General features: G+C 53.4%; 16 protein-coding genes. 9 read left to right on the forward strand and 7 right to left on the reverse strand.

Features of this window, described 5'->3' with window-relative positions:
• Positions 1–24 precede the first annotated feature (24 nt).
• A complete protein-coding gene (locus tag AC2FEE_RS01210; RefSeq protein WP_496862507.1) occupies positions 25–633 on the reverse strand; it encodes a tyrosine-type recombinase/integrase in 609 nt (202 codons plus the stop codon).
• 299 nt (positions 634–932) lie between these two features.
• Between AC2FEE_RS01210 and AC2FEE_RS01215 the strand changes: the two genes are divergently transcribed.
• Positions 933–3,356 (forward strand): arylsulfatase, encoded by a 2,424-nt coding sequence (locus AC2FEE_RS01215; protein WP_496862508.1) that lies wholly within the window; start codon positions 933–935, stop codon positions 3,354–3,356.
• 370 nt (positions 3,357–3,726) lie between these two features.
• Here the strand turns inward: AC2FEE_RS01215 and AC2FEE_RS01220 are convergent, their stop codons facing one another.
• Both AC2FEE_RS01220 and AC2FEE_RS01225 read right to left on the reverse strand, forming a co-directional pair.
• On the reverse strand, positions 3,727–4,080 hold the full coding sequence (locus AC2FEE_RS01220; protein ID WP_496862510.1) for a putative quinol monooxygenase: 354 nt from the start codon (positions 4,078–4,080) through the stop codon (positions 3,727–3,729).
• Between the two features lie 97 nt (positions 4,081–4,177).
• Complete coding sequence (locus AC2FEE_RS01225) at positions 4,178–4,939, reverse strand: IclR family transcriptional regulator (RefSeq protein WP_496862511.1); 762 nt, start codon at positions 4,937–4,939, stop codon at positions 4,178–4,180.
• Between the two features lie 70 nt (positions 4,940–5,009).
• Here AC2FEE_RS01225 and AC2FEE_RS01230 point away from each other — a divergent pair, with 70 nt between their 5' ends.
• From AC2FEE_RS01230 to AC2FEE_RS01240, 3 genes are read left to right on the forward strand one after another with little or no spacing between them, the layout of a single operon-like run.
• Positions 5,010–6,365, forward strand: a complete 1,356-nt coding sequence (locus AC2FEE_RS01230; RefSeq protein WP_496862513.1) for a selenium-binding family protein — start codon at positions 5,010–5,012, stop codon at positions 6,363–6,365.
• A complete protein-coding gene (locus AC2FEE_RS01235; RefSeq protein WP_496862515.1) occupies positions 6,362–6,727 on the forward strand; it encodes a 2Fe-2S iron-sulfur cluster-binding protein in 366 nt (121 codons plus the stop codon). The genes AC2FEE_RS01230 and AC2FEE_RS01235 overlap by 4 nt, the downstream gene beginning before the upstream one ends.
• Positions 6,728–6,730: 3 nt before the next feature.
• Entirely contained in the window at positions 6,731–7,195 is a 465-nt protein-coding gene (locus AC2FEE_RS01240; RefSeq protein WP_496862516.1) for a CoA-binding protein, read from the forward strand.
• Positions 7,196–7,539: 344 nt separating this feature from the next.
• On the opposite strand, the gene AC2FEE_RS01245 is transcribed toward AC2FEE_RS01240, so the two are convergent.
• Both AC2FEE_RS01245 and AC2FEE_RS01250 read right to left on the reverse strand, forming a co-directional pair.
• Positions 7,540–8,250, reverse strand: a complete 711-nt coding sequence (locus AC2FEE_RS01245) for a response regulator (protein WP_496862517.1) — start codon at positions 8,248–8,250, stop codon at positions 7,540–7,542.
• Entirely contained in the window at positions 8,243–10,480 is a 2,238-nt protein-coding gene (locus tag AC2FEE_RS01250; protein WP_496862518.1) for an ATP-binding protein, read from the reverse strand. The genes AC2FEE_RS01245 and AC2FEE_RS01250 overlap by 8 nt, the downstream gene beginning before the upstream one ends.
• Positions 10,481–10,733: 253 nt before the next feature.
• Between AC2FEE_RS01250 and AC2FEE_RS01255 the strand changes: the two genes are divergently transcribed.
• From AC2FEE_RS01255 to AC2FEE_RS01270, 4 genes are all read left to right on the forward strand, one after another.
• On the forward strand, positions 10,734–11,573 hold the full coding sequence (locus AC2FEE_RS01255) for an alpha/beta fold hydrolase (protein WP_496862519.1): 840 nt from the start codon (positions 10,734–10,736) through the stop codon (positions 11,571–11,573).
• 75 nt (positions 11,574–11,648) lie between these two features.
• Positions 11,649–12,479 (forward strand): class I SAM-dependent methyltransferase, encoded by an 831-nt coding sequence (locus AC2FEE_RS01260; RefSeq protein ID WP_496862520.1) that lies wholly within the window; start codon positions 11,649–11,651, stop codon positions 12,477–12,479.
• A gap of 99 nt (positions 12,480–12,578) precedes the next feature.
• Positions 12,579–12,938, forward strand: coding sequence for a group I truncated hemoglobin (locus tag AC2FEE_RS01265; protein WP_496862522.1), 360 nt, complete (start codon positions 12,579–12,581; stop codon positions 12,936–12,938).
• Between the two features lie 3 nt (positions 12,939–12,941).
• Positions 12,942–13,964, forward strand: coding sequence for an adenylate/guanylate cyclase domain-containing protein (locus tag AC2FEE_RS01270; RefSeq protein ID WP_496862524.1), 1,023 nt, complete (start codon positions 12,942–12,944; stop codon positions 13,962–13,964).
• 81 nt (positions 13,965–14,045) lie between these two features.
• Here the strand turns inward: AC2FEE_RS01270 and AC2FEE_RS01275 are convergent, their stop codons facing one another.
• Complete coding sequence (locus AC2FEE_RS01275) at positions 14,046–14,483, reverse strand: hypothetical protein (RefSeq protein WP_496862525.1); 438 nt, start codon at positions 14,481–14,483, stop codon at positions 14,046–14,048.
• A gap of 137 nt (positions 14,484–14,620) precedes the next feature.
• Positions 14,621–15,559 carry a LysR family transcriptional regulator gene (locus AC2FEE_RS01280; protein WP_496862526.1) on the reverse strand — a complete coding sequence of 313 codons (939 nt, stop codon included), beginning with the start codon at positions 15,557–15,559 and terminating at the stop codon, positions 14,621–14,623.
• A gap of 90 nt (positions 15,560–15,649) precedes the next feature.
• On the opposite strand from AC2FEE_RS01280, the gene AC2FEE_RS01285 reads away from it, so the two are divergent.
• A complete protein-coding gene (locus AC2FEE_RS01285) occupies positions 15,650–16,486 on the forward strand; it encodes a TauD/TfdA dioxygenase family protein (protein WP_496862527.1) in 837 nt (278 codons plus the stop codon).
• The last annotated feature ends 1 nt before the right edge of the window (position 16,487 follow it).

Below are 16,487 nucleotides of genomic sequence, written 5' to 3' on the forward strand. Positions count from 1 at the left end.
AAGGCGACCCAACTGCACTATATTTCAATGTCTTCGGCGATGGCCAACGCCCAGGTACCTGACCGTACTGTCCATCTTGGTGTGGCCGAGAAGGAGCTGAACGGCTCTAAGATTTCCGGTCTTCTTGTAGATTTGAGTGACCTTGGTTCTTCTCATTGAATGGGTTCCGTAGGCGGTTGCCTCAAGGTCGATTGACGTGACCCAGTCACGAACAATCCGTGCATATTGGCGTGTCGAGATATGTAGCCGTTCGTGGAAACGACCCGGCCATAGGTACTCGGAGCCGACCATCAACTCGTGTTCCATCCACTTTTCGACAGAGGCTCGTGTGCCCTCTGAAATCTCGAAGCGCACAGGCTTCTGCGTTTTGCTCTGAAGAACCGATGCCCGTTCTTTGATTTGGCCGGAAGCCATGACATCGACGACTTTCATCTTCACCAGGTCACAGCCGCGCAATTTACTGTCGATGGCCATGTTGATTAGCGCGAGGTCGCGATGGTTCTCGGCCAGTTCAAGTCGCACCCGGATTGCCCAGACATGCTTTGGTTTCAATGGTCGCTTCTGACCGACAATGCGACCCTTGTTCCATGCAGGGCGAAGTGCGCGAATTGCTGGTAAGTTTGGTGTTTCCATGACTGATCCTCCGATCCGCCATGCCCTCCCAAAACGACAACCCGACGTTGACCGGAGCATCCTATCAAAACGTGTTGCGCTTGCTCCAAGGACTGTTCGAGCCCACTTTGACCGACGCTGCGCAATTCAAGAGCAGCGGCTATGCGTAGTAAGCGGATTTTGCAAAGTTGGGCCTGCGGCCCCCCAAGGGCGCCACGCGATTCTCAACAATTGATCGAAAACTTCGCAATGATAGGATGAACGCGAAGAACTCGTAGCTATTGTTGTTCTTCTTTTGATTTCTTTGGGAGGTTTGATTGATGGTTAGACGCACAACCACTTTGGGGATGATAATTGCCCTGAGTCCGATTGCAGTGTTGGCACAGGATGACCCGGTTATGAAAGAACCTCTCGGCTTTCCTGGCTTCAACGGGAAGATCGAGTTGGATGTCAGAGACTCTCAGTCAGACTGGACGCCGTTCACACCGAAGGCGGCACCAGAAGGTTCACCAAATATCCTGTTTGTCCTTTATGACGACACCGGATTGGGTGCGTGGTCGCCCTATGGCGGCAAAATCAATATGCCGACGATGGATGATCTTGCCGAACAGGGGCTGACGTTTACTCAATGGCATACCACTGCACTGTGTTCGCCAACGCGTTCGACCCTGTTGACCGGCCGCAACCATCATCTCAACGGGATGGCAGCGATCACGGAAACCGCGGACGGGTTTCCGGGGGCCAGCGGACGGTTGCCTCCGCAAGTGACCACAATAGCTGAAGTTTTGCAGGCCAATGGTTATAGCACATTCTGGATTGGCAAGAATCACAACGTCCCCGAGCAGGACGTCGCTTCGGGTGCAAGCCGCACAGAATGGCCGTTGAACCAGGGCTTCGACCGGTTCTATGGATTCCTGGGCGGAGAAACCAACCAATGGTATCCTGACCTTGTCGAAGATAACCGTTTCATAGAACAACCCTATGGCCCAGAAGACGGCTATCACCTGTCCAAGGATTTGGCTGACCAGGCTATTTCGATGCTGCGCGACCAGAAAGCGACAAACCCATCAAAACCCTGGTACATGTGGTTCAACCCTGGCGCCAATCATGCGCCCCATCACGCATCAACGGAATGGTCCGACAAATACAAAGGCGTCTTTGATGAAGGTTATGACGTCTATCGTGAAGAAATCACAAAGGCCATGATCGAAAAGGGAATTGTACCTGAAGGCACGGTTAATACGGAACTGAACTTTCTGCCGGAAGAGATCGCCAACCCGGATGACACCATTCGCCCGTGGGACACTCTCAATGACGACGAAAAGCAACTGTTCGTTCGCATGGCCGAAGTCTACGCAGGATTCTCGGAATATACCGACAGTCAGATTGGGCGAATTGTCGATTACCTGAAAGAAACAGGACAGTATGAAAACACCCTGATCATCTACGCCGCCGACAATGGAGCCTCTGGTGAAGGGTCTCCAAACGGATCTGTTAACGAGAACAAATTTTTCAACGGCTTTCCGGACGAGTTGGCGGAGAATATGAAATATCTCGACACGCTGGGCAGCCCTGACACCTATAATCACTATCCAACAGGCTGGGCCGCTGCCTTCTCAGCTCCGTTCAAGATGTTCAAGCGCTATTCGAATTATGCTGGCGGAACCAATGATCCGCTGGTCATGTCCTGGCCAAACGGCATCAGCGATGGGGGAGAAATCCGACACCAGTATCACCATTCGGTTGATATCGTTCCAACTATTCTGGAGATCACCGGGCTGGAGATGCCCGCGACAAACAATGGCGTCGAACAGTATCCACTATCCGGTGTGTCGATGGCATACACCTTTGACGCAGAACCGGACGATCCCACCCAAAAAGAGGTGCAATACTACACGATGCTTGGCACGCGCGGCATCTGGAAGGATGGCTGGAAGGCCGTCGCCGTTCATGCGCCGCTGACCGGGACAAGCAACTTTGATAAAGATGTTTGGGAGCTTTATCACGTCGACGTCGACCGTTCCGAGGCAAACAACCTCGCGGAACAGGAGCCGGAAAAGTTGCAAGAGCTGATCCAGGTCTGGTTTGATGAGGCCGCCAAAAACAATGTATTGCCTCTCGACGACCGAAGCGCAGTGGAAATCCTTGGAATCGAGCGTCCAACGGCCGAACCCCCACGTGACACCTATGTCTACTATCCGAACACGACCTGTGTGCCAGAAGGCGTAGCCGTCAACATACGTGGGCGGGACTACAAGATCCTCGCGAATGTCGAGATCGAAGATGCAGACGCGGGCGGCGTGATTTTTGCCCATGGCTCGCGCTTTGGCGGCCATGCATTGGTCGTGAAGGACAAGAAGTTGTACTACACCTACAACTTCCTTGGAATTCAGCCCGAGCAGACCTTTGAGTCCAACGCAGAGCTGGAACCCGGCACCTACACCTTGGGCATGGAGTTTGATGCGACTGGCACAGGTGACAACGGTGAGGTTCTGGGCTCAATGAAGCTCTACATTGATGATCAAGAGGTGGCTTCAGGCGATATGCGCGCCCAATCTGGCAAATTCACATTGTCCGGCGATGGGTTGTGTATCGGATACGATAGCGGCGACGCAGTCAGCCAACTGTACAGCACACCGGGAGAATTCGAAGGCGGAACAATCCAGAAAGTGGCCGTATCGGTGTCTGGCGACAGCTATGAAAGTCTGGAAGCCGCTGCGAAACGGATGCTGAAGCGGCAATAAACGGCACCATGCAAAGAATTGGGGTGCGCAACTAGCGCACTCCTATCATCTGAAATCTGCAATCAAACATCTCGATAACAAATCACCCGCCCAGTTTAAAATTGCGGTGACAATTCGTATGCCCGGTTTGGGCTGCCTGCGTTCTTGATCCCGAACAGGCGAAGGGCAGAAAAGTCCCACAAACTGTGAACAGCGGCAGTTCCGTTTTTTGCTCCCGCAGCGAATGGCAGCAAAGCGGGCTGCGGATGCAGCATTCAGGCGGGGTGCACAATGTCGGCTCTGGGCCGTCCGAGTGGTCAGTTCTTAGCGGCCATGCCTCACAAATCGTCAGCTCTTCTGGTCAATGGCAACCCTAAACCAATCAGTCATTTCACCATTGTAGTAAGCTCGGTTTTTGTGCCTTAAAGCCTTTTGCCGTTGGAAAAAGCGAGCGCATCCTTGCAATTAACTCGATTTCTCCTTCAAGCATCGTTTGGACAGTGTTCAACCAATTCTTGAATGTTTCAGATTCCCAATGGTCCTGAACCGCTGTTTCGTCTGTGAACACCTCGTAGAAATAAAAACGGTTAGGGTTTGTTTCATCCATCATGATCTGAAACTGAAAAACCTCGGGGTCTTCGCTGACAACAGTTTGCGCCTTGAATATGCTGGCATCCAAAAAAGACTGTCGATGCTCCGGCTTTACGTTGACTGCTAGAAATCCTCCGAGCATTGCATCTTCCATTTCCTGCCTCCCCCTTTTGCCAATGGACCAATTCAGGGTATCAACCGCGTTGATCCTGTACGTGGGTTGGATCGTTGACGGTAGGTTGATCGTCATCCTATGCGGATATCCTATTCACACCCGCATCATCCCAGCCCAGCGTAAATGAAAGTTCCTGCGACATCGCGGTTAAGGCTTGCCCGACTTTTTCTCGCATATTGGGTGTGAAAACCCGAATGGACGCTGTTGCGCCAATGGATATTGTTGAACCGATACCAGTATTCGCCAAAGCGGTGGCCACAGAACTAATGCCCCGTTCCAGTTCCTCCACACATTCGGCGTAACCCTTCGCTCGGACAGCATCAAGTTCTGCCGCCAGATCTTCAGGATTGGTAATCGTCCGGTTGGTGTATTGTTTGAGTTGCCCTTTCAGTCGGTTGCTGGATAACAACTTTGGTGACACCGCAGCAATTGCCTTGGCACAAGAGCAAGCGTGCAATGGACGCTTGCCCACACCGGGATGAAGATAAGACACACCCGTTTCTGGTGTGACCACGTGAATGATCTCGACCCAATCGCCGCGCAGTCGGGAAAGAAAAAAAGCAGCACCGTAATCCCGCGCGCCCTTGGCGAGGACGGGTGCGATTAATTCTATAAGCGCGGGATCAGAGTGATCACTCAGCGCAATACGCTTCAATCTTGTTCCTACGGAAAATTCTCCTCGCGCGGACGTCTCAAGCAGACCAGACGAAACGAGGTCTTGAACCAGTCTATAGGCGGTCGGTTTGGGGAGATCGGATTGCGCACAAATATCAGCTACAGTCGCACGTCCTTTTTGACCTACGACTTCCAATATCAGCGCTAAACGTTCTAGATGCATTTTTCTCACTATACGATAATATGAATTTTGATATACGATACAAATGTTGTAATCAAGGGAGGGTGCTAAGATGGGTGGTGCTTGTTGCGGACCGGGCTACGCCAGCCCGCAAGAGGCGATTCAGGCCCCTCGCGAGAAGCTTCTGTATACGATTGCGATATATACAGGCACGGGCATTCAGAAGCCCGACTACCTTGCGACGGTAGATGTAGACCCGGAAAGCCCGACATACTCTCAGGTGATCCACCGGCTGGAAATGCCGGGGATCGGGGATGAGCTTCATCATATGGGCTGGAATGCCTGTTCATCCTGTCATGACGACGGTTCCATGTCGCGTAAGTATCTGATCCTGCCTGGCGTGCGTTCCAACAACCTTCACATAGTCGATACCGCCACCGACCCGCGCGCGCCGCGGCTGCACAAGGTTATCGACGGGACCGAGATCAAGGCCAAGGCCGATCTTTCTGGACCGCATACGGTGCATTGCCTGGGTTCTGAAATCATCATTTCCTTTCTTGGAAACGCCAAAGGCGAAGCTCCGGGCGGCTATCTGCATCTCGATAAGGAGTTCAACATCGTCGGCCGCTGGGAAAACTCCATGGGCGGAATAAAATTCGGTTATGACTTTTGGTATCAGCCCCGCCACAACGTGATGGTGAGTTCAGAATGGGCCGCGCCCAACACCTTTATGCCGGGCTTCGACCTGGAGGAAGTGGGCCATCTGAAATACGGGCGTGAGCTGCATTTTTGGGATTTTGAAAAGCGCGAACCTGTTGAAAGCTTTTATCTGGGTGAAGACGGGCTATTGCCGTTGGAAGTCAAGTTTCACCACGACCCAGACAGTACCCATGGGTTCTGTGGCGCGGCTTTGTCGACCAATGTCATTCACTGGTGGAAGGACGACACGAATAAGTGGCAATGGGAAAAGATCATCGACGTCGATAATGAGATGCACCCCGAGTGGCCTATCCCGTTGCCGGGGGTGATGTCGGCGATTCTGATCTCGATGGACGACAAATACCTCTATCTCAACAATTGGCTGCATGGCGACATGCGCCAGTACGATATCACCGATCCACATAACCCTAAGCTGACCGGTCAGGTGTTCATGGGCGGTCTTTTGGGCAAGGCTCCAACCGTTAATGGGGTTGAGGTCGCTGGTGGGCCGCAGATGTTCCAACTCTCTCTCGACGGACGAAGGCTCTATGTCACCACCTCGTTGTTCTCGACTTGGGACAATCAATTCTATCCCGAGATCCGCGAAAAGGGCGGGGTGATGGTTATGATTGACTGCGACCCCGAAAACGGCGGAATGAAGATCAACGAAGACTTCATCGTGGACTTTGGGAAAGAGCCAAATGGCCCCTCGCGATGTCACGAGAGTCGGTATCCAGGCGGTGACTGCACAAGCGACATTTGGCTATGACAACGCATACTGTGACAATCGCCAATAGGGATGGCGCGACATATGAGGTGGACGCGCGACGCCCACTTCTGGACACGCTGCGCGAGCAGGGCGTTGATTTGCCATATGGCTGCAAATACGGCGGGTGCATCACATGCGCGGCCAAGCTGACCGCAGGCACGGTGGATCAGCGCCGACAGGTCGCCCTCAACAATCGGCAAATCACAAACGGCTACGTGATCCTGTGCGTGGCACGCGCGACGTCTAACATCACATTGGAGATCGGGGTCGAGAGTCACGACAAGCTTTATCGTAATCCATTTCTTGATCCGCTCAGACCCGATGAACTCAAGGCGGACATTGCGACGCCAAAGGAAGGTTAACCGATGCCCGAAGCAGATATCGACCGACTGTATGATTACGACCCTAAATATCTTGCCGACATTCTGAAGTCCGTCAAAACTATCGCGATGGTCGGCGCGAGCGCTGACAAAACCAAATTCAGCTACGGCGTACTGCGGCAGCTCAGTGAAATCGGGTACGATATATTGCCGGTCAATCCGAACCCGAACGTCTCTGAAATCAGGGGTTTTAAGGTCTACCACTCACTGGAAGAGATCGACAAACCCATTGATATGGTTGACGTCTTCCGTCCCAAGGAAGAATTCTATGGTTTCGCCGAGAAGGCAATCGCAATCGGGGCCAAAGTTCTTTGGGGTCAGATCGGCGTATACGACGAAAAAGCGGCATTACTCGCCGAAAGCGCGGGTCTCAAAGTCGTAATGGACCGTTGTCCTAAGATCGAACTTTTTCGCCCGTTTTGGAAGCCGCGCCTTGATCTGAAGATATGACCGACATCCAGATCACAGACCCTGTCGGACAGGAGCGCTTCTAGAAAGGTCTTCGCGAGGCAGGGCTTCCAGAATAATGTAGTGTTGATCCAATCCGAAGTGCGGTTGTTGGGCGCTTCAATTTGGCAGGTCCGAGCAGCATCTGCAATCAGCAGCTTAATCCGCACACCAGACGTTGCTACGCCGTGCACGAAGGTCCGGTTCGGGGAAGAAACTTTGTCGACTAGCCGGGTATAAGAATGTCGGCTTTGGGCCGATCCGTGTGATCAGTTATTGGCGGGGCAGGGAGCCTTTCTGCAACGGCACTGGGGTCCGTTGTGAGCCCAAGTTGCTCACGGGTGTTATTACTTTGGATCATACAGGTAACCGATTCCGCGTACGGTTCTGATTATCTCCGGCTTTTCGGGGTTGGATTCGAGCTTGCGACGCAATCTTGAAATTCTGATGTCGATGCTGCGGTCGAAAGGATCCCAGGATCGATCGTGTGCCTGTTCCAATAGCTGATCTCGGTTTAAGACGCGCCCTTTGTTATCCGCGAAAACCTTTAGCAACCTGTATTCCATTGCGGTCAACTGAACTTCGGACCCATCCGGGGCCAGAAGTTTTGCCGCTTCGTTGTTCAGCGTGTAGTTCCCAAAACGTGCTCCATCACTGTCGTTCGTGACAGACGCCGGTTCAGTGATGGCCCCTCGACGTAGGATCGCCTTGATCCTGGCCTCAAGCTCACGAAGATCGACGGGTTTGCCCAGATAGTCATCAGCACCCATTTCCAAACCGATGATACGATCTACAACATCACCCGCCGCAGTGAGCATGATCACTGGTGTTGTGTTTTCTGGGCGAAGGGATCGCAGTATTGATAGACCGTCTTCTTTGGGCATGTTGATGTCCATAATCATGACATCTACGGCCTCTGCTGAAATTATCGTCCGAAGTTCTTCCCCTCCAGACGCGGCGGAAACCCTGTAACCACGTTTGCTTAGGTATTCCTGAAGCATCTCGCGCACATCGATTTCGTCATCGCAAACCAGTATGTGAGTGTCTTGATTATCCATCGGAGAGGTCCTTCTGGTCGGCGAGTAGTGTTCCGACAAGCGTTCTGAGCTCTGACGGAGAGACAGGTTTTTCCAGGTATGGAAGGCCGGATTCGCGCAGCAATCCCAATGAGCTTTCCCCCATTGTGTCGCCGGTAATGTATGCTGTTCTGCTTAGCATATGAGGGAAATGTACCAACAGAGCTTCATAGATCTTTCGACCGTCAATGCCCGGCATGTTCAAATCACTTAGAAAGATATCGTATTTGGCAGATTGCAGACGGCTGAGCGCCTCTTCACCCGACGTGACAAAATCAACATGGAGCCCTTCTTTTCTAAGAATTTCGGCGTTCAGTTCACCTACTTCAACTTCATCATCTACGACCAAGGCCCGGTGTCTGACAACGTTCGGTGAGATTTCAGGCGGCTCGTCAGTAGTGCTGACGTCAGACACCGCGACAGGCAGGGTGATCCGAAAACAAGTTCCAGTTTCGTTGGCTTTTTCCAACCCGATCTGACCACCATGAGACAGGACAATCCGGTGGCAGAATGCCAATCCAATTCCGGTTCCGTCGCCTACTTCTTTTGTGGTGAAAAATGGCTCGAAAATGCGTTGACGAATGGCCTTGGGAATTCCGGGTCCGTTGTCCCGAACTGTAATTTCCACAATCCCTTTGTCCGGTTTGATTTCGGCAGACAACACGATTTCGTCACCGATGCCGGCCGACGTCATCGCTTGTTCTGCGTTGATTATCAGGTTGAGAATGACCTGCGTCAGCTGATCAGCATCCCCGGCAATAGGTGGCAAATCCGCAGGTATGCTTCGCTGAATTCGAATTTCATCCGACGTGCTGCCGTAACCCGCTACATCCGCTGCGGTATCGATCATTCCGGCTACATCGACATGTTCGATCTTGCTGGGTTGTTGACGCGCCATGGCAAGGAAGGTCTTTACGATCTTTGCACAGCGCTCGGCGGCGTTGCCGATCTTGTCGATTCTGAGTGTCAAATCGGGATCCGAAATTTCTTCTCTCAGCATGAGCGAATGGCCCACAACAACGGAGAGCGGGTTGTTCAGCTCATGCGCAACCCCGGCAAGCAGCTCGCCAAGGGCGGACATCTTTTCGTTCTGAAACACCAGCTCTCGTTGTTTTTCAAGTTCTGCTTCGATCGCCAGCTCATCGGTCAGGTCGCGCGTGTTTGAAACAATGACTTCTTCACCATTGAACTCGATAAGGCGGGATGAATCTGCAGCCCAGAACGTCCGCCCATTAACGTCGACAAATTCCATGCGGCGGTCTTTCAGCCAGCCCGCCTGTCGCAGATCCTTCAGATAGCGTTGGCGCTCGTTGGGATCTGCATAATACGATTTTGAGTTTTTGGAGTCGCCAAACAACGCTCTGATTTCCGGGGTGGCGAAAAGCACTTCACCGGTTTCGGCATGTGTCATGTTGATGGCGGCAGGATAGGCCTCCATGACCTGACGGATGAGGGCGTCCGCCTCTTTTTGAACAGTCAGATCGATAATGCTGGTAACGATGACTTCTTCGCCCTTGTAGTCAATCAACTGAGAAGAAATCGAGGCGGGAAAGGTTTTCCCTTCCGCGTTAACCAGATCAAGTTTGTAGTCCTTCACCTGCCCATCAGCCAAAAGCAAAGTGATAAAATCCGCGCGCTCTTCTGGCCTGAGGTAATGCTCTCTTGCTGACCGTGCGGGGCCGAACATCTGAAGAGCGGCGGGTGTGCGGTACAAAATCTGACCGTCACCAATCCGTGCCATTGTAACAATCGCCGAGCTGGCATCCAGAACCTTACGGATCAGAATATCACCGTCGCGTTCTTCGACTTCGGCCTGCTTTCGGGCGGTAATGTCTTCGCGCGTGACAACAAAACCACCGAGTTCCGTCGGATGCACGGAAACCAGATAAGTTCGCCCGTCAGTTTCGGTCAACTCATAGTCTTGAATGAACTCGATACCGTTGGCCAGCCGATCTGAAACCCATTGCTGTTCGTTGCCTATGGCGTCGGCATAGATTCCCCGGCGCGCGGTTTCCCGCATCAGTATTTCCCAGTCTAGACCGGGCTCCAGCAGGTCCGCGACCCCTTTGTTCATCTCGGCATATCTTTGATTGAACATGACAAGTCGACGATCGTCATCGTAAAGGGCGAACCCTTCCTTGAGCGCTTCAATGGCGTCACGAAGAAGATCTCTTGCCTTCTCGACTTCTGCCAGATCGTTTGCCTTACCCATCGTCATCCCTAATTTCTAAGATATCATTGTTTCAGTGCCATTTCAAAATCAGAGCCTAGTGTTTCAATTGTTTCAGAGTGTGCGACTCCGTTCCAGTGGCTGCCTAAAATCTGTTTTTATTCTAGGTGGATAGCGCGTTGAGTGACCTGGTTCACATAGCTACAAATGAAACATTTTGCGCTGCTTTCAGAAATCACATTGAAACATTGGAAGGTCAGTTAATTCCCATCGCTAATGCAATTGGGTGAGTACGATGACCATTTCATTTAAACCTACTGAAACGATAAACGCACCTGTTGTTGCCTTACATTCTTCAGCGTCGAATGGTGGACAGTGGAGCCAGCTGGCAGCAGATCTGGAGGGCCGCTTTGAAGTGCATGCTTTCGATCTGCCTGGCTATGGCAGCGCCCCTCTGGTCGGAGACTTCGCGCAGAAGGGGGCAGCAGTTTCAGCAATCCCCGTGATCCGGGAAATTGAGGCCATGGGACGTGCCGTACATCTGGTTGGTCATTCCAATGGGGGCGGCATTGCCATCAAGATCGCGCTGATGCGTCCCGATCTTGTCAAAAGCCTGACGATTTATGAACCCGCCGCGTTTCACTTTCTCAAGCATGGGGACATGGTCAGCCGGCAACTGTTCAATCAGATCCAATTGTTATCTGGCGTAGTGACGGCTGCGGCTGCGGATGGCGACGCCGAAGCTGGGATGCGTCATTTTCTGGACTTCTGGAACGAAAAGGGGTTCTGGGATGCGCTGTCCGTTCCCGCTCAAACCCGCTTTGCTCAGCAGATCGTTTCAATCATGACCGATTTTGCCAACGGGTTTGCTGAAAACTGGACGCTAAAGGATCTGTCCAGTCTGGAAGTTCCCACGCTGGTCATGACCGGCCTGGAATCACCAGAGATCACCCAGCATGTGTCGGTGGCTATTGCTAAGGCTTTGCCAAACGCAAGGAGCGCATTGCTGCCAGAGCTTGGCCACATGGCGCCGGTTTTTCAGCCCGAGTGGACCAATTCGAGAATTCTTGAGCACGTGGCCAGCGCAGAACGGCCCGTCGTAAACATCAGCTGGCCGGAACGGGAAGCTGCATAAGCCGTCTGCGCTCTGTGTCGCAGCTCGGATTTCAACCGCTGGTGTCAAGCCAGTAACTGCCAAGAGGAACAAGAAATGAGTATTCAAACTGCAATCGATTCCACAACGGATTTCACTGTGATCAAAGCCAAGCAAAACGTTGCTTGGGGGTCAGGCGATTACAGCAAAGTTGGGGTGACGCTCCAGATCACCGGCGAAGAACTTGCCGAGGCCATGGATATGATGCCGGATGCCAAAGTGCTTGATGTTGCAGCCGGGAATGGTAACGCCACACTGGCCTTTGCGCGGCGCTTTTGCAATGTCACCTCGACGGATTATGTCGAGGCCCTGCTAGAAGCCAGCAGCCAGCGCGCCAAGGCAGAAGATCTATTTGTCACCTACAAGGTCGCTGATGCGGAAAACCTGCCGTTCAAAGATCAATCGTTTGACGCCGTCGTATCTACGTTCGGGGTAATGTTCACGCCAAATCAACAGCAATCCGCAGCGGAGCTGCAGCGCGTCGTGAAACATGGCGGCAAGATCGGTATGGCGAACTGGACACCTGAGAGCTTCATCGGCCTGTTGTTCAAAACAATTGGCAAGCACGTGCCGCCGCCCGCTGGCGTACAATCACCCGCTCTGTGGGGAAGCCAGGACTGGGTCGAAGACACCTTCGGTGCCAATTGTGATGTTACGTCGTTTAGACGCAAGAACTTCATGTTCCGTTACAGATCAGCGGAACACTTTCTGGAGTACTTCCGGACTTTCTATGGCCCCATGCAAAAGGCGTTTGACGCTCTGGATGCGGAAGGGCAAGCCGCTCTGCGCAATGATATCATGGCGCTGATCGAGAAATTCGATATCTCGACCAATGAAACGCTGTGCATTTCATCGGAATATGCCGAGTTTATCGCGCAGCGTCGCTAGTCGTATTACCCGCACTCACTGCTCTTTGGCTTTATGCGAAAGAGCAGTGACGATTTGCGACAGGCATGTCCGATTAGTCAGTTTTGGAAAGGTTTTAGTATGGCTGCACCTACACTTTATGAGAAATACGGTGGTTTTTCGAGGATCAGCAAGATCGTGATCTCATTCTATGACATTCTTCTTGAAAACGATGAGGTCGGACCCTTCTTTGACAATGTCGACATGAGCCGGATGGTCGACCACCAGACCAAATTTATTGCGTCACTTCTTGGCGGTCCGGCTTCGTACACGGATGAACAGTTGCGTCGCATGCATTCTCATCTGGACATCACGAACGCCCATTTCGATGAGCTTGAAGCAGTGTTGCAAGGTGCTCTGGAAAAACACAACGTAGCGGCAGAAGACATTGACGCGGTTGTTACGGAATTCGGCAAACGCCGTTCCCTGATTGTTAGGTAAGCCATGACTATAGAAGCCATCAATGAACAACTGCTGCGCGCGATTGGTGTGGGCGTTGCACTTTTGGATCGTGAAACGCTGAAGTTCGGTTTCCGCAATGACACATTTGACGAGTGGTTCATTGGTGATAATCAGTCGGATCACCTGCAGCAGCTTTTTCCTGATCTGGATCTGATTGCGGTTCAAAAAAGCTTGTTTGAGACACGGCGATACACGTCTGAGATCAGTTTCAAGAAAAAGCGCAGAACGTTAGTCATCGCGCTCGACTTTACGGTCGCAGATGAGGATGTGCTTGTTCTTGTCTGCCAGAATATCACCCGCATCAAAGAACTGGAGTCGATGATCGATTCATACTCGATGATGGTCGAACGCAATACGCGCGAGCTGAAGCGGGAAAAGGAACAGGTGGAAAAACTACTGCTGAACCTGATGCCGCGATCTGTTTATGAAGAGTACAAAACATTTGGCGTCGTGACACCTCAGCTTTATGATCCGGTGTCGGTGCTGATGCTCGATTTTGTCGGGTTCACGGAGATGGTCGCCGCGCAAGATCCAAGCGTCACTGTAACCGAACTGAACGATATCTACAGCGCGTTTGATCGCATCGGTGAACAGTTTGGTTGCGAACGTATCAAGACGATCGGTGATGCCTACATAACCGTCGCTGGTTTGCCAGACCCAACCCCAGATCACGCCAAGGCGATTGCCAATACGGCAATAAGGTTCGTGCGCTATCTGAATCGCCGAAACCTGAGCCACCCCCACCAGTGGCGGTGCAGGATCGGGTTGGCTTCGGGTTCCGTTGTGGGGTCAGTCGTTGGCATTCAAAAGTACGTCTACGACATTTTCGGACCAGCGGTTAATCTGGCTTCCAGGCTTCAGGAGTTTTCCGAACCTATGCAGATTACGGTGCAGGGCAACGTTGCGCATATCCTCAACGATGAGTTCGACATGGAAGATATGGGCGCGAAGATGATCCGAGGCTTTGGTGAACAGCCAGTTTGGCGCCTTTCCGATAAAAAATAATCGGCTTCGTCGCAAGGTGCTGAGCCGAGCGAATTGTCTTGGCGAGGCAGCCTATTCCGGTCCACCGATACTCCCCTAAAATCAGAACTTGCCGTTCCCGCATGCCATTTCCGTTGGGGTGAATGAAGCGACATCCCAATGCTTGACGATCTTTCCATCCTCAACACCCCATAGGTCGAAGAAAGACCAGGATTTCTCACTGACGCTGGCATCTGAGTTGACGGAGACAAAGTTGCCTTCTGCCACGGCTATCTGAGGCTCAAATTTGATAATCACATTTCTCTGTTTGGGCCGCAGTTTGTTGGATATCCTTAAGTCATTTGTATTCTGATCGTATGAACAAATGGATCGAGTCAGATTATTTCGCATGCAATTCGACCGTGAGCTGGCGTGTTGATCGCAAAGCAGACCTAAAACCGACGACTTCAGGTGGCGGCTTTGCCCGCAGATTGTAAGTTCTACAAACCCTAATTTCGCAAGCGCAGCGAACGGCAGGTTCGACGGGCCGCAGCGCAGCATCTCGGTCGCCGGTCCAATGTCCGCAAAGGCCCGTCCTCGGCATGGCGGTTCGGGACTTGAGGAGAGATGCTGCGGTGACTGCGATGACTGCAACGAGCTCAGAGCGACGGATGCTGCAGAAATGACGAACGGCAGCTTCACAGGTTTGCAGATCTATGGATACCTGCAAGACCGGAAATAGAGATCGGCGACCTGCAAATCTCTCGAAAACGGTCAACCAACGCTGTCTGCGCGGCTTGGCGCGAGCGGGCAATCACCACCCTGTAATGACCGATGCTTTCCTTGAGCGGCCGCGCAACGATTGGGTCGCCTTCAGTTGTGCAGTCCTGTTTGGGCGGGAAGCCGGCAAGCGTGAAGCCGAACCCCTTGCCGACGTAAGCCTGAACAAGCTCGCGTGACTGGGACTGGAACGGCACTTCGGGGTGAATGCCTGCGGCCTGCAGCAGTTGCAGGTAACTGGGCCCGGGGCCAGCGGGCGAGACGGAGATATATGGCAGACCGGTCAGGTCGGACAGGCTGATCCGCGCTTTCGCTGCCAAAGGGTGCGAGCCTGACAACAGAATCAGGGGCGGCAGCTCCAAAAGAACTTCAATCTCATGCCGGCCGGGATCGAACCCCTGGTCAAAGACCACCAGCGCATCAACCTCGCCAGTGTCCAGCGCGGCCACCAATGCCGGGTAGTCCGCTTCCTTCACCTCAATACGGACGCCCGGATGGCTTTCGCGGAAAGCAAGCACCGCAGGCAGGACGATCTGCTGCGCCAGTGCGTGATGGGTGCCAATGTGGATCCTGCCGGTGCGGCCAAACGCCAGATCCGCGGCTTGCCGGTCCAACGCAGCGGCCTGCGTCAGCAGTGCCTCGGCCTGGGTGGCGAACGTCTCGCCAGCACGGGTCAGCCGCATGCCTTGTGCCGGAAACCGGTCAAACAGGGTCAGGCCGGTGGCGGCCTCCAGTTTGTCCAGTGCCGAGGCGATAGCCGCCGCAGAGACATTCAGCTGCCGCGCCGCCTGGGCAAAACCGCCCTGCCGTGCGGTTTCCGTTAGGTAGGTGAGCTGGCGAAGGGTGAAGCGAACCATTGGAAAAATCTCTCTTTGAGTCAGATTTAATCAGTTTTTCCGGTTTTAGGACAGACCCTATACTGCCTGCAGGCGACAGCGGAGGATGTCATGGAGATTTTGCCAATGACCGGCGGTTTGGGTGCGGAAATCCTGGGGGCGGATATCCGCCGCAGCGAGGATTTCAGCGCCATCCGGGACGCATTTGCGGAATATTCGGTGATCGTGCTACGGGGGCAGACCGCAGGGCCAGAAGATCACCTGGCCTTTGCCCGCCGTTTCGGGCCGGTGAATGTCAACAGGTTCTTCAAACCGGTCGAGGGCCACCCGGAAATCGCCACGGTCCTGAAAGAGAAGGACCAGACAGAGGCCGTTGGTGAGGGGTGGCATACCGATCATTCCTATGATCAGGAACCGGCGACGGGTTCCATTTTGCACGCCATAGAGATGCCGCCCTATGGCGGCGACACGCTGTTTGTCTCGATGGGCGCCGCCTATGAGGCGCTCTCAGCGCCCATGCGCCGGTTTCTAGATGGTCTGACGGCCGTGCATTCCTCGCGTCATGTGTTCGGCGCCGCCGCGATGGACAGCGAGGCGGTGAAATCGGGCCGTCTGAGCAATGCAGAGGCTGCCACCCAGGACGCCCGGCATCCGGTGGTCATCACCCATCCGCTTAGTGGACGGCGCGGCCTTTTTGTGAACCCGGTCTTCACTACCCGCATTGAAGGGCTGACCCCGGAAGAATCCTCGGCGCTTCTGGCCATGCTTTATGCCCATTGCCAGCAACCGGAGTTTCAATGCCGCGTGCGCTGGCGGGCCGGTGACATTACCATGTGGGACAACCGTGCCACATGGCACAAAGCGATCAACGATTATCGCGGCTTCCGCCGCCTGATGCACCGTGTCACTGTCGAGGGCGGTCCGCTTGCCTCCGCCCCCGTATCCTGAC

It is taken from the genome of Ruegeria sp. YTSC199, from assembly GCF_059609725.1.

Coding starts and splice junctions, on each gene's coding strand:
- AC2FEE_RS01210 (WP_496862507.1), bottom strand. CDS start 633: ATGGAAACACCAAACTTACCAGCAATTCGCGCACTTCGCCCTGCATGG.
- AC2FEE_RS01215 (WP_496862508.1), top strand. CDS start 933: ATGGTTAGACGCACAACCACTTTGGGGATGATAATTGCCCTGAGTCCG.
- AC2FEE_RS01220 (WP_496862510.1), bottom strand. CDS start 4,080: ATGGAAGATGCAATGCTCGGAGGATTTCTAGCAGTCAACGTAAAGCCG.
- AC2FEE_RS01225 (WP_496862511.1), bottom strand. CDS start 4,939: ATGCATCTAGAACGTTTAGCGCTGATATTGGAAGTCGTAGGTCAAAAA.
- AC2FEE_RS01230 (WP_496862513.1), top strand. CDS start 5,010: ATGGGTGGTGCTTGTTGCGGACCGGGCTACGCCAGCCCGCAAGAGGCG.
- AC2FEE_RS01235 (WP_496862515.1), top strand. CDS start 6,362: ATGACAACGCATACTGTGACAATCGCCAATAGGGATGGCGCGACATAT.
- AC2FEE_RS01240 (WP_496862516.1), top strand. CDS start 6,731: ATGCCCGAAGCAGATATCGACCGACTGTATGATTACGACCCTAAATAT.
- AC2FEE_RS01245 (WP_496862517.1), bottom strand. CDS start 8,250: ATGGATAATCAAGACACTCACATACTGGTTTGCGATGACGAAATCGAT.
- AC2FEE_RS01250 (WP_496862518.1), bottom strand. CDS start 10,480: ATGGGTAAGGCAAACGATCTGGCAGAAGTCGAGAAGGCAAGAGATCTT.
- AC2FEE_RS01255 (WP_496862519.1), top strand. CDS start 10,734: ATGACCATTTCATTTAAACCTACTGAAACGATAAACGCACCTGTTGTT.
- AC2FEE_RS01260 (WP_496862520.1), top strand. CDS start 11,649: ATGAGTATTCAAACTGCAATCGATTCCACAACGGATTTCACTGTGATC.
- AC2FEE_RS01265 (WP_496862522.1), top strand. CDS start 12,579: ATGGCTGCACCTACACTTTATGAGAAATACGGTGGTTTTTCGAGGATC.
- AC2FEE_RS01270 (WP_496862524.1), top strand. CDS start 12,942: ATGACTATAGAAGCCATCAATGAACAACTGCTGCGCGCGATTGGTGTG.
- AC2FEE_RS01275 (WP_496862525.1), bottom strand. CDS start 14,483: ATGCTGCGCTGCGGCCCGTCGAACCTGCCGTTCGCTGCGCTTGCGAAA.
- AC2FEE_RS01280 (WP_496862526.1), bottom strand. CDS start 15,559: ATGGTTCGCTTCACCCTTCGCCAGCTCACCTACCTAACGGAAACCGCA.
- AC2FEE_RS01285 (WP_496862527.1), top strand. CDS start 15,650: ATGGAGATTTTGCCAATGACCGGCGGTTTGGGTGCGGAAATCCTGGGG.